Raw genomic sequence first — 12,395 nt, 5'->3', positions numbered from 1 at the left:
TCAGCGCGTTGTCAGCTGACAAACGACATGGTCGCGCCCCGCGGAGGCAGGCCGAGCCCAGAAGTCACGGTCATCCCAGTTCATGGTACCGCCTTATATATTACTTAATATGGCATACCATCACATTGGACAAAGTTGGGTGTCAAGCGGGGAGTATGGATTCCGCTGGATTGCGCGGAACATCTTCGCGAATGGAGTGATATCGACGGCTGAGATGAGCGCTTTGCCAGGCCTGCGGGGGAAGCGTCAGGGCTTCGCTCGTGCCTAGTCGGCAGGCTTATTCCCCGACAGCACCGCTTCGGCGATCGCGCTTGCGGCGGCGACGTGATCCATCGCGGCCCGGTAAGCCCCCTCGCCGTCGCCGCGGCGGATGGCGTCGACGATCTTCGACATCTGCAGCGGTCCTTCGATGCCGCGCCTCTCCGTCTTGATCGTCATCGAGCGCAGGTGGTTTATGCGCACGGTGAGGAGATTGACGACACCCCAGGCAACGTTCCTGTCAACCATCGTGAACAGCGTGTGATAGAAGGAAGAGGTGTTCGTCAGCACAGCCGCCATATCGTTGTCGCGGTAACTGTTGCGGATCCCGGCCAGCGATTCCTCCAGCGCGGCGACGATCTCGGGGCTGCGGCGCTCCGCGCACAGCCGCGCCGCCATCCCTTCCAGCGCACCGCGGATCTCATAGATCTGTTTGGCTTCGTCGATGTCGAGCTGCGCGACGATCGGCCCCTTGTTCGGCAGATTGGCGACAAGCCCTTCCGATTCCAGATGTCTCAGAACCTCGCGCACGACTGTTCGGCTGACGCCAAGCTGGGCGCAGAGGTCACGCTCGACAAGGCGATCTCCGGGACGAAAATATCCGTTGACGATGGCTTCGCGGACCTTGTCGAGCGCCAATTCCCGCAAGGTCTTTGCAGGACGCTCGACTCTAATTGCGTCCTTCAGAGCACCGCTCATTCTGTACCTCAGTGTTGGACTTTGCACGCTCAACTTCCGCCGCGGCAGCCGAATGCAAGAATCGTATTATGGCGTACCAGATACTGTAGCTGCCGGCGGCCGGCAATTCAACAAGCGCTGTGCCGACCTATAACGCCGCCCGTCTTTGTCAGACGCGCAAAGGACACTGTGGCACTTTGGTCTGCTGCCTACGCATCGGGCTTTTGTCGAGACGACCGAGGAGGTAGGTCACGGCACGACGATCCGATCCTTCGTCACATAGTTTAGTTTAACTCAGTAGACAAACTTCGTTATACGAAGTGAGCACTTTCTTTCGAACGCTTTGAGCGAAAAAGCCGGCCGCACCTAAGATGGAAAATCGCCTGCCGGCCTGCGTATCACCGGCAGCGTAGGGATTCTTTCAATCGACCACTTAGTGACCTATATTCTGGTCGCAAGGGAGTAGGTGAAGAATGAAGCTGCCAGAACAGGTCAAGCCGATCAGCTACCTCAAGGCGCATGCACCGGAGATCATCCGGACATTGAAGGATAATCCGCAGCCGGTCGTCATTACGCTTCACGGAGAAGCGAAAGCGATCCTTCAGGACATCGGCAAATACGAAGAAACACAGGAGACGCTGGCGCTCCTAAAGGTGCTGGCGCTCACCAACCGGCAGATCGAGGAGGGCAAACTGCGCCCCGCTGCGGAATCCTTGGCGCGCATCCGCAAACGTCTGGCGGACAGCCAGTCCTGATGCCATATCGTGTTTTTTTCGCCGAGGACGCGGAACGCGACATCGAGGATCTCTATCGCTTCATCGCTAGCCGCGACGGCGCCGAGACCATTGTCGTTTAACCCAGCCGGTGTAAAGTCGCTGCACAATGCCCGGTTTTTTAAAGTTGTCTCGAAGAAGGTCTACGGATCGTTCCCCCGCCCATGATGAAATCCTCCCTCGATCATATGCCCCCTCGCAAGCAGCGAGAACTCGGCCGCGTCCTCGAAATCCTGCATGAGGAATTCGAGGACGCGTTGAAAGAGGGCACCGCCGATTTCAAGAAGCGCGGCAGAATCCTGAAGATCATCCTATTCGGCTCCTACGCCAAGGGTGGATGGGTCGATGAACCTTTCACCATGAAGGGGTATCGCTCCGATTTCGATCTGCTGATCATCGTCAACAACCGCAAGCTCTGCGAGTTCGCCGAATACTGGTACAAGGCCGCCGACCGGCTGATCCACGACGCTTCGATCGAAACGCCGGTGAGCTTCATCGTCCATTCCAGACGTGAGGTGAACACCTACCTCAAGGAGGGGCAGTATTTCTTCTCCGACATCCGCAGGGAAGGCATTGTTCTGTATGAGCTGGACGATGAGCCGCTGGCTGAGCCCGACCCACTCACCCTTGAAGATCGGTTGAGATTAGCGACGGATCACTTTAAGCACAGATATACCACGGCACAAAACCTGAATGCCCTTGCAAATTCTGCGAAGCAGAACGGGATGATAAACGAGGCAGCATTCTTGATGCATCAATCGCTCGAACAGGCATTTTCCTGCGTTTTGCTCACTCTGACCAATTACGGCCCACCATCGCACAACATCAAGTTCCTGCGCTCGCTCGCCGAGGAGCAGGATCGTCGTCTGGCGGAGGCCTTTCCACGAGATCAGCACAAGGAACGCGCCTGGTTCAACACGCTGAACGAAGCCTATGTCAAGGCGCGCTACTCAAAGCATTTTGAGATCACCGATGAAGCGCTCACCTGGCTCGGAGAGCGGACTACGCTGCTACTCAATCTGGTAGAAACAGTATGCTCCGAGCATCTTGAAATGCTGAAACAGAACAATGACTAGACTATAGACTGAATGTTGGCTTGGGACCGGGTGACCCGTCTCACAATATGCAGGTATCGAGGGTTGCGTAAGTTATCCTCGCAGAGAGCCTCATGGCTGAGTAAAGGAAGAAACGGCTTACGCCGCCTCCTCCTCGTTGCGCTCCGGCTGCAAGGAATGCAGATAGTCGACGGCGCGCTGCGCATGTGCCGCGGCCGAAAAGATGGCGCGCTTGTCGTGGCTCAGAACCTTCAGCCAGCCATCGAGATAGCGTGCGTGATCGGGGCGTGGTTCAAGCTCGGGGACGATGCCGAGATCGGCGCAGAGAAACGAGCTGCCGAGTTCGGCAATCAGCTCTTCGCGGGCGCGCTCGCTCCGGTCTTTTGTATAGCGGCTGAGATCGCGATCAAGCCGTCGCGGTGCAGCGGTCCAGTGCGTCATCTCGTGGCTGAGGATGGCGACGTAAGACGCATCGTCCCGGAAGGCATCCAGGCAGGGCATCTGGATGTAATCACGGTGGGGGGCATAATAGGCAGCCGTTCCTCCGTGCCGGATCAGCGCGCCGGTATTGGCAAAGAAGCGACCGGCTTCGCCGATGCGGCTCATCGGATCCTCGACAGGTGCGATCTCATCAAAGCGGCCGTTAAGACCGGCGATCTGATCGGTGTTGAACACCGTGTAGGCTTTGAGGAATGGAATATCCTGTTCGATCTCGGTGCCCGTCTCGGTCGTCTCGGTGCGGCTGAACGAACTGGCAAAGACAATGGTCGTGCCGGTTTCGCCCTTGCGGACGGCGCCGCCGAGCTCGATTGCCTGGCGGAACGTCATCCAGCGTGATGAGGCAAAGCCACGGGCGATGGCTTGCGACCACAGCAGCAGGACATTGATGCCGGAATAGGGTTGGCCGTTGTGGCGCAGTGGCCGGCTGACCTCGGCTGTCGCATGTCCCGTCGTCCAGGGTTTGGTCCATGGCCGCACGCCGCCTTCGAGATCGGCGATGATCGTGTTGGTGATGCGGCTGTAGATATCGGATCGTTGATTGGATTGCTGCCTGCTCATGTTGGAACCTCCGTTTCGAGGTCGCGGCCATCGCGACCTGCTACGGCGGTCCGAAAGCCAGGCAGCAAGTGCTGCCTGCACCCGCAGGGCCGAAACGCAGTGGAGGACGGCAAAGCCGTTGCCGGCGGCGCGAGCCTGGCAGGACCAAAAGCCGGGGCAGGACGCGATGGCCGCAATCGTCGGGGAGGTTTGGATGGGAGCAGACGTGGCTGATCCGCGAGGCGGCATCCCGTCGCTCACGTCGCCGATGAACCGCAGGGGAGATGGCGTACCTCACCGGCCGCGCCAGTGACCGGGCGATATCGACGATGTCGTCGCGCGAGGCGGTTGGGTCGTCCTTGCTCCAGGCGAGACCGAGCCCGATCCGAAAGTCGATGCCGCTGACCGCCTTCAGCTCGAAGGCCCGGTTCGGCAGCCCTCGGTCCATTCCGGCGCAAAGCCGACGCCAAGCCCGGCCGAGACCAGCGACACCAGCGAAGAGGTGTCGTCGCAGCTATAGGCGATATTGCGGGTCAGATCGTATTCCTCGAACTTCTCGTTGAAGTACCGCTCGGTGTAGGAGAGGTTCTTGCGATTGAAGGCGATGATCCTTTCCGAGCGCAGATCGTCGATGGCAATCTCCGCCTGTTCCGCCAGCCGGTTGGTGCGGGAAACCGCCAGCAGATACCGCTCATCGGCGATCGAGGCGAAGCGCAACGAACCGATGTTTTCCACCGTTCTGATGAAGCCGAGATTGATCTGGCCGCGGATGATGTCACCGGTATCGCCGCTTGATATATGTATGCGGATATCCGGGTACTTGCGGGCGATCTTTGAAAGAAGCGCCGGCAGCACGCCGGTGGTGGCCGGATAGACGGTGCCGATCCTGATCTGCCGGATCGTCTTGCCGGCCACAGCCCTGGTGATCTCGGCGGACAGATCGACCTCGCTCAGGATCCCGACGCAGCGCTCCTAGAAGCTCTCCCTGCCCGCGTCAGTTCCACTCGCCGGGTCGAGCGGATGAACAACGGACAGCCGAGTTCGCGCTCCAGTGCCTGCTGAACAAATGTGGTCATGGAGACTCTTTCTTCGAATCTCAAAAGACGCGCTGAACAACTGGGCATTACGAACGCCGAGGTAGCCCGTCGCGCTGGCCTTAGCGATCGACGCTATGGAAACTACATTACCGGCCGTCGTGAACCGGACTTGGCAACCTTGGTTCGGATCGCTTCGGTATTTAACGTGAGCATCGACGAGTTGCTTGGTAACAACACTGACGGGAACGTCAAAACGACGGACGAGCTGTTCCACGAAAGGCTAGCCGCGGCACTCGAGACCTCAAAGCGATGACCTTCGAAGACTGGTCGCGATGATCGAGGCGCTGGCCACCGCCAAAAAAAATATCGGAAGTATTACTATTGGCAGCCTTTTCCCGCCTATGAATTGGCTGCGGCGCTCGCGCTCGTTGGGAAGGATCCGCCAAAAGCTGCCGAGCAACGATAGATCAGGAAAGGATCGGAACCGCGCACACACATATTCGATTCGCCCAGCCGCCTAAGGTAGGGACAAATCTGGGCTTTTGAGGCGTAAGCAGATTTATGGAACTGGTGCTTGTGTGCCTTTGCCAAGGCTCTATCACGACAGCATAGCCGGCCGCAGGCGGCCGGCTATGCTGTTTTGTATGAGAGTGGCGGTGCAGCCCGATAGCTGATCGGCTCGCTCGGTGAGGCTTTCCGCAAGAGTTCTCGCGCTTCGGCTTCGGCCTGTTCGGCACTCTCCTTGAGGACACGGCGCTGCGCGAGCGTCAGATTCCGCGCCAACCCGCTGGCGGATAGCGTTCACGTCCTGCTTGCCCTTGGCGATGTCTTCGCCTTCGAGCAAGATTTGACCGGACTGAACAGGCTGAAGAACATTCACGGTGCGCCAGCAGCGAACTTTTCCCACCGCCGCTCGGTCCGATGATGACAATCACCTGTCCTTTCTCAACAGTGAGACTGACCCCTCTTAAAACGGGGTTTGCGCCGCAGGAAAGATAGACGTCCTTAAACTGAAGGATCGAGGTTGAACCGGTGTGAATTACTTCTGTTGGGGTGTCGGTCGTCATGACAACGTTCATCCTTGATGAGAGAGGTGGCGTGACAGAAACCCACGGAACCGATCGGTTTGGGGATTGGCCATTATTTCTTCCGGCGGACCTTGCTCGACCACAACGCCACCATCCATGAAGACAACCCGATCGGCGACACCCCTAGCAAATTCCATTTCGTGGGTGACAACGATCATTGTCATGCCTTCTTCGGCCAGCTCGCGCATGACCTTGAGTACCTCCCCGACAAGTTCGGGATCGAGTGCAGACGTGACCTCGTCGAAGAGCATGACGGACGGTTCCATGGCGAGCGCCCGGGCGATGGCCACGCGCTGTTGTTGGCCGCCCGAAAGACGAGCCGGGTAAGCGTCGGCCTTATGTTCCATTCCAACCTTGGCAAGGAGCTTCATGGCGATGTCGCGTGCTTTGCCATTGTCCATGCCTTTCACCTTGACCGGACCCATCATCACGTTCTGAAGAACGGTACGATGGGGGAAAAGATTGTAGCTCTGGAAGACCATACCGACGTGTTGGCGAAGACTGGCGTTATCAACTTCGCTAACCGGCTTGCGCGCGCCGTTCACCATTTTGTAGCCGACCGGCTGGCCGTCAACGGTAATGGTGCCGTAGTCGAAGTTCTCAAGGAAGTTCACACAACGCAACATCGTGGATTTACCCGATCCGCTCGGACCGAGGACGACTACGACTTCGCCGCGCTTGACGGATATGTCGATGCCCTTCAGGACTTCGAGCGTAGAGAAGGATTTACGGAGACCTCTGATAGCAACAATTTCGTCGCTCTGAGACATCGGGGCAGCTGCCTGGTTCATGTGGGGCTCCTTAATTGTCAAAGGCCAATCGCTTATCGAGCGCGCGTGCAGCGAGCGAAAGCGGGTAGCAGATGATGAAATAGATGATCATGACGCCGAGAAAGATCTGGAACGCAGCAAGTGTGCGCTCCACCACTTCGCGGGCAGCGAAGGACAGCTCCCACGCTCCTACGATGGATGCATAGGACGTCTGCTTGATTGCCATGAGTGAGATATTGAGGACCGGCGCGATAACCAGGCGCATGGCCTGCGGAAGGATGATCTCCCGCATCATTTTGCCTTTGCGCATGCCGAGGCTTTTGGCAGCCTCCGTCTGGCCAGTCGGTACGCCGGCAATCGCCCCGCGCGTCGCTTCGGCAACAAAAGCGCCAACATACAGGATCATGGAAATGGCGACCGCCGTATATGCATCCAGCCGCAAACCCAAAGCGGGAAAGCTGTAGAAGCCGAGAAACATGATCACCAGAACCGGGATGCCACGGAACAGGAAGATGTAGACAGTGATGATGGAACGGAGAATTGTTCCGCCAACAGCTGCCAGGACACCGATCCCGACGCCGAGAACCGTACCACAGGAGACGACGATTGCTGACAGTATGACGGTATAGACTGCGCCTTGTAGCAGATACGGCAAATTCGATTGAAGGACAGGAAACATCAGCCATACCTCCGGGCCGCACGCACTTCGATGATACGAAGAACCAGGCCGAGCGTGCTTGTGAGAATGAGGTAGAAGAACGCGACCGCAATGAAGGCTTCAAAGGACGCGCCCGATCGCTCGATTGTCATCTTACCGGTCAAGGTCAGATCCATGACGCCAATGGCCGATACCAGTGAGGTGTCCTTGACGAGGACGATGAGCTGGTTCCCGAGCGCCGGCAGGACCTTGATGAAGGCCTGCGGCAGAATGACGAGGCGGATGACCGCGAATTTGCGCATACCGATCGCGCTACCGGCTTCCCATTGCCTCTGGCTTAGGGATTGAATTCCGGAACGGAGGATCTCGGAAAGAAATGCGCCGTGCTGCGAGGCGATTGCGATTACACCGCAGACGATGCTGCTCCAGAAGAGGCCGAGAAGAGGCAATCCGAAATAAAGCAGGTACATTTGCACCAGAAGCGGCGAATTGCGCATGACCTCGACATAGGCATCAACCAGTAAGCTGGCCCATGTCCATCGGGCGAGCCGCGGTATAATCAATACCATGGCCCAAATCAGTGCCGCGGGGGCGGCGAGAGCCGCTACCCCCGCAGTAATCAGGAACCCATCGGCAAACGCCGGAAGATATCTGGTGAAGAAAATTGCGAACGCGTCCAATGGTGTTCCCCTTGTTATTTTGAACCCAAAGACCGACTACTTCTGTGGCTGATTAAGATACCATTTGGCGTTCAAGGGCTTGGTACCGAACCACTTTTCATAAATCTTGCTGTAGTCGGCAAAGAGGTATCCACCGGTCATTTCGCTGACCGTGAGATCTAGATACTGCCACAGGCGGAAGTCGCCGGGTTTCATGAAGATGCCGGTATTAACGACATCGGTCAGTCGTTCCTCAATGACGCGCATGTCGGGGTTCTGTTTGACATACCAGGCGGCGACGGGGCCATCCAACTGTGCCCCTTGCGCACGACCAAGCTTCACGGCGTTGAATTGAGCCGCAATGCCGTCGAAGGTGGCGATCTGTGCGCTCGGGAAGAGGCGCTTGGCGCGTTCCTCCTGGGTCGGCGTCGTCAGATTGGCAATCGTGACGTCCGACTTGTTGAAGTCGGCGAGCTTCTGAAACGGCGAGTCCTTGCGAACGATCATCACGACACCGCCGTCGATGTAACTGCGGGTGAAACCGACCTTCTGAGCGCGATCAGCATAAATGCTCGTAGTCTGCGCGCCGAAGTCGATTGTGCCGTTCTGAGCATTCGGCCAGCGCTGGGCAGCGCTTTGACGAACGAACTCGACCTTGGTTTCGTCGCCAAATGTCGCCTTAGCAATCAGCTTGGCGATGTCGATATCGAAGCCGACCAGCTCTCCCTTCTCATCGACAAATCCGAAGGGCGGAGATTCGCTCGACACGCCAACGATCAGTTTGCCGCGAGACAGAATCTCATCAAGCCGCGATGCTTCTTGGGCATGGGTTGCTCCCGCAACGACCATGGTTACCAACGCGCCGGCAACGACCGAACGTAGCTTAGAAAGAAATCCATTTTTCATTTTCATTCCCCTTGTGGTTGAATAGTGCCTGCACAATCAGCGCAGCGCGGGTCGAACGATCCCCTCGATAATCTCGGAAATCGCAAGATGGGTGGAAAGCGGTATGCCATCGACATTTGCGTCGATGAGTCCATCGACGGAGTTGATCAAACCGATATCGACGCCACGCTTGAGAAGAGTGGCTTCCATTTCTGGCTTGTGAAGGAGCCGGATGTCCTTCAACCGCGCGGCGAGCGCGCCGACTATGGCGTAGCAACCCCAATTTGAGACCGCCGCCGTGACGAGAATATCGGAGCCGGTCATGGCACCGATCCCGGCGCCACCTTCCGGTCGCGCGTCACCAAAACGGACGTGCTTATGAACTGCTTCCTTGATCGCACCCATGCCGATTTCATTGCCGCCGTCGCCGACTGCCACGGTCAGAACGCCGCGCTTGTTGGCTTCATCGAACACATAATCGATGCGCGCGCGGTCCATGCCGTAGTCCACACCACGCATGCTGCAATAGATGCCGTCGGCATTGCGACCGACACGTTCGGTGGAAAAAAGCAGGGCCGGGTTTAATTCGTCCAGAATGCGGCAAGCTTCGGCGGGGGCGTCCTCATCCTTGGTCGTAAATGGCAGAAGCGATACGACGGCGAGGCTCTTGTCGCGGGCGGCGATCCTAGCCTGCTCGACTGGAACGACGGTCAGGCCGGCCGTCGTCATGAGCTTGCCGATTGGCTCGATCAAGGTAGCTTCCGCGAGAACGACACACAGCGCCTTGCGGGAAAGGCTGATTGCGCGCACCACCGCCGCCAGACCAGCCGGACCGTCGTTCTCGCCGATCTCCGGGGAGATCCAGGCGCGCGAGACCGATCCCGTTGTGACCAGTACGACATCCTCGTGGTTCAGCGCGGCGAGTTTGTCGGCCGCCGCTCCCACCGGCGATGCTCCAAGCAATAGACGGGTAGCCGCAGAAAGATGCTCGACGCCGCGGCTGCCCAGGTCGAGATTGACGAGCCGGTCGAGGCGTTCGTCCATGGCGGCGAAATTCGAAGTGGTCATGCGCAGTCTCCCAGGATCAGCGTCTTCATCGCATTTTCATCCGTGACGATGGCTGCAACCTTGGCAATGCAGTCATCGACCGCATCGACGACGGCGCTCACGCCACCGACACTTGCGAGGGCATCGAGAGTCGGTTTCAGGCGCAGCGAAACGCGCGCACCGGGCTGGCCATGCGTATTGACCGTCAAAATGCCGTGGTCTGCCAGAAGGAGCATGCCGAGTGCCGCGGTCGCCTCGCAGGGCACGACACTGACTGCATCGGCTGAGATCGACGCACGTTCGAGAATGATAGCAAGCACGGCGTTTTCATCGACCATTGGTCCAAGGTCGCTGCGCATGACAACGCCCGCACCCATCGCCGCCTCAAGTGCGGCGGCAAGTTCCTGCCCGGCCGCCGCTTCCTGTGTCAGATGATGGGGATCGAACTTTTGAAGAGAGCGAAGCACGGCGGCCGCGATGGGAGCACGAGCTTCCATGCCATACTCGGCAGCTTTGGCGGCTGCGGCCATGACGAGACCGGAACGGCCGACCAGCACGCCAGCGCGCGGCCCCGAAAGTCCGGCCTTATCGCAATTGGTGATCGCGAGATCCGCACCGAGTGCAAGAGCTTTCTGCCCACCGTGCAGGACAGGGCGAAGGCGAGCGCCGTAGGCTTCATCGAGAAGGACAATGGCTCCAGCTTTGTGGGCTTCCTCGACCACGGCTATCGCAAGAGCGTCGTCGAGCCGAGCCAGAGCGCTCGTAACGGTGGTTACGATAACCAGATGGCAATCCGCAATGTGAATGCGCCAATCTTTATCTGAGGTAACTTCCTTCAGCCCGACCCTGGCGAGCGCACATCCACGTACGACGGACGCGTGAGATCGATCGCCGGCAGGCACGACCGAAAGCACCGGCTTTCCGCCGGCGAGTGCGGCGATCGTCGCTACGATCCCGGCGCTGGTGCGATTGAAAACGGCACATCCGTCGTCACTTCGTCCACCAAGATGTTCGATCGCAACCGTGCGGAGCTCCTCGGCATATAGTCCAGGACCAATCCATTCCTCGCAATTTGTGTCGAGGTCTTCCGGACGAACGGGGAAATCGCGCTGGTTTCCTGTGAAAACGCCGATCGATCGCGGTCCAAGTGCCTGGACGCGCTTTGCCGCGACGGCCTGTCCACGGCGAAGGCGTTTGGCTTCCTCAATACTGGATTTGATGATCGAGCCACGTGCGAAACCGACGATCGGATCGATCGCATTCCCGAAGGTGTCTCGGCGAACAGTCTGATTCTCGCTCTTTTGCGTCGATAGGCTCATAGGTGATAACCTCCTTTGGCCTGGGCATCATTGAGCACCGAAAAAATCGGTAGGTCCGCCTCGCTGGATGCTGTGGCCGCGTTTTTGAGTTCGAATTTCGAAGTTGCGGAAATTGCGATGCTACGCATCAACTCGGCGACGCCTGAGTGACCTCGCCAGTCGATACCATCGACAGCGAGGGCGGGATGCGAGGTTGCCCCGTCGAGCGCACCCGCAGCAATGCAAGCGACAATGAATGCATGTTCCCGATCGCCACTGTGCGCGAGGTTCTCGTCGTCGAGCGCTATCGCGAGAGCCCCGGAGACCGCATAGGCTCCCCAATTGGATACGGATGCACTGACGAGAACGTCGGTTTCGGTGATGGTGACCACACCCGTCTCGTCAGGCTGCGAGCGACCGCCGCGTGGCAAAAGGGTGGCGACCGCTTCACGAATTTTTCCGAACCCGATTTCGTTACCGCCGTCGCCGATTCCGACCGTCAGCACGTTTCGCCGTTTCGCCTCGTTGGCCAGGCGGTAGACATCTGCGACGGTTCCCGGAGGGCGGCGATCGCCGCGAACGCCATGATAGTGGCCAGCTTCGTTCGGGCCATCACGCTCTACGAAAATGACAGCCGTCGGTTTCAGACGGTCGAAAATATCGGTGGAGGCGGCTAGACCTTCTGCCTCGCCTTTCGGAAAAATGGCTGTGGTGATCGAGCCCTGCGACTGCGCAACGTCCTCGATGACTCGAACGCAGGCATCGACAGCGGGCATATGCTCGTCCTGAGCGACAAGCGTAACATTCGCACCAAATCCGAGCGCTAAGCTGCGCGCCAGCGCCACAGCACCGGGCGGGCCGTCTGTCTCCCCGAGAGGCAGCTTCGGCGCAACGCCTGCGCCGGTCGCGACAATGACATCTGATCCTGGGCGTATTGCTGCAAGCAGCTTTCTTGCCGCGAGCGTCGAGGAAGGCTCGCCTTGTACCTCGCGACAGGCCAGATACGTCGGAACGACGATTCCAGCCGGAAGCCCACCCGTTAACGGGCGGACCTCTAATGTCATAAGTCGATCGAAACGCTCGCCAAAGACGCACAGGCGCTCGATATCGGCCGTCGTCAGCTTGCTATTGATGGAAAGCGTTTTGGACAT

13 protein-coding genes and 2 pseudogenes are annotated in these 12,395 nt (G+C 58.5%); 4 read left to right on the top strand and 11 right to left on the bottom strand.

Annotated elements, in window-relative coordinates; all coding sequences use genetic code 11:
* Positions 1-264: 264 nt before the first annotated feature.
* Positions 265-957 carry a GntR family transcriptional regulator gene (locus OLZ32_RS23680; RefSeq protein WP_264423085.1) on the bottom strand — a complete coding sequence of 231 codons (693 nt, stop codon included), beginning with the start codon at positions 955-957 and terminating at the stop codon, positions 265-267.
* A gap of 452 nt (positions 958-1,409) precedes the next feature.
* Here OLZ32_RS23680 and OLZ32_RS23675 point away from each other — a divergent pair, with 452 nt between their 5' ends.
* The 3 genes and pseudogenes from OLZ32_RS23675 (at position 1,410) to OLZ32_RS23665 (ending at position 2,785) form a co-directional block, all read left to right on the top strand.
* A complete protein-coding gene (locus OLZ32_RS23675) occupies positions 1,410-1,691 on the top strand; it encodes a type II toxin-antitoxin system Phd/YefM family antitoxin (RefSeq protein WP_264423083.1) in 282 nt (93 codons plus the stop codon).
* A pseudogene (locus OLZ32_RS23670) lies at positions 1,691-1,780 on the top strand (type II toxin-antitoxin system RelE/ParE family toxin); the annotation flags it as partial. The gene OLZ32_RS23675 and the pseudogene OLZ32_RS23670, both read left to right, overlap by 1 nt.
* A gap of 93 nt (positions 1,781-1,873) precedes the next feature.
* Positions 1,874-2,785 carry a nucleotidyltransferase and HEPN domain-containing protein gene (locus OLZ32_RS23665; protein WP_264423080.1) on the top strand — a complete coding sequence of 304 codons (912 nt, stop codon included), beginning with the start codon at positions 1,874-1,876 and terminating at the stop codon, positions 2,783-2,785.
* 117 nt (positions 2,786-2,902) lie between these two features.
* Here the strand turns inward: OLZ32_RS23665 and OLZ32_RS23660 are convergent, their stop codons facing one another.
* A complete protein-coding gene (locus OLZ32_RS23660; RefSeq protein ID WP_264423078.1) occupies positions 2,903-3,823 on the bottom strand; it encodes an ArdC family protein in 921 nt (306 codons plus the stop codon).
* A 271-nt stretch (positions 3,824-4,094) separates the two neighbouring features.
* A pseudogene (locus OLZ32_RS23655) lies at positions 4,095-4,878 on the bottom strand (LysR substrate-binding domain-containing protein); the annotation flags it as partial.
* Between OLZ32_RS23655 and OLZ32_RS23650 the strand changes: the two are divergent.
* Positions 4,877-5,152: a helix-turn-helix domain-containing protein gene (locus OLZ32_RS23650; RefSeq protein ID WP_406648823.1), complete on the top strand. Its 276-nt coding sequence runs from the start codon at positions 4,877-4,879 to the stop codon at positions 5,150-5,152. The pseudogene OLZ32_RS23655 and the gene OLZ32_RS23650 overlap by 2 nt on opposite strands.
* Before the next feature lie 454 nt (positions 5,153-5,606).
* Here OLZ32_RS23650 and OLZ32_RS23645 read toward each other — a convergent pair whose 3' ends face one another.
* The 8 genes from OLZ32_RS23645 to OLZ32_RS23610 are packed head-to-tail and all read right to left on the bottom strand — an operon-like array spanning position 5,607 to position 12,395.
* Entirely contained in the window at positions 5,607-5,906 is a 300-nt protein-coding gene (locus OLZ32_RS23645) for an ATP-binding cassette domain-containing protein (RefSeq protein WP_264423075.1), read from the bottom strand.
* 8 nt (positions 5,907-5,914) lie between these two features.
* A complete protein-coding gene (locus OLZ32_RS23640; protein WP_319641136.1) occupies positions 5,915-6,718 on the bottom strand; it encodes an amino acid ABC transporter ATP-binding protein in 804 nt (267 codons plus the stop codon).
* A 10-nt stretch (positions 6,719-6,728) separates the two neighbouring features.
* Positions 6,729-7,376 (bottom strand): amino acid ABC transporter permease, encoded by a 648-nt coding sequence (locus OLZ32_RS23635; protein WP_264423073.1) that lies wholly within the window; start codon positions 7,374-7,376, stop codon positions 6,729-6,731.
* Complete coding sequence (locus tag OLZ32_RS23630) at positions 7,376-8,035, bottom strand: amino acid ABC transporter permease (protein ID WP_264423071.1); 660 nt, start codon at positions 8,033-8,035, stop codon at positions 7,376-7,378. Before OLZ32_RS23630 ends, OLZ32_RS23635 begins: the two co-directional genes overlap by 1 nt.
* Positions 8,036-8,071: 36 nt before the next feature.
* A complete protein-coding gene (locus tag OLZ32_RS23625; RefSeq protein WP_264423069.1) occupies positions 8,072-8,920 on the bottom strand; it encodes a transporter substrate-binding domain-containing protein in 849 nt (282 codons plus the stop codon).
* Between the two features lie 36 nt (positions 8,921-8,956).
* Positions 8,957-9,967, bottom strand: a complete 1,011-nt coding sequence (locus tag OLZ32_RS23620) for a DUF4392 domain-containing protein (RefSeq protein WP_264423067.1) — start codon at positions 9,965-9,967, stop codon at positions 8,957-8,959.
* Positions 9,964-11,265 carry a PLP-dependent aminotransferase family protein gene (locus OLZ32_RS23615; RefSeq protein ID WP_264423065.1) on the bottom strand — a complete coding sequence of 434 codons (1,302 nt, stop codon included), beginning with the start codon at positions 11,263-11,265 and terminating at the stop codon, positions 9,964-9,966. The genes OLZ32_RS23620 and OLZ32_RS23615 overlap by 4 nt, the downstream gene beginning before the upstream one ends.
* Positions 11,262-12,395 carry a DUF4392 domain-containing protein gene (locus OLZ32_RS23610; protein ID WP_264423063.1) on the bottom strand — a complete coding sequence of 378 codons (1,134 nt, stop codon included), beginning with the start codon at positions 12,393-12,395 and terminating at the stop codon, positions 11,262-11,264. Before OLZ32_RS23610 ends, OLZ32_RS23615 begins: the two co-directional genes overlap by 4 nt.

The sequence above is a fragment of the Rhizobium acaciae genome, from assembly GCF_025941625.1.
Classification (GTDB): Bacteria; Pseudomonadota; Alphaproteobacteria; order Rhizobiales; family Rhizobiaceae; genus Rhizobium; species Rhizobium acaciae.
This window is presented reverse-complemented; position numbering and strand designations above follow the sequence as displayed.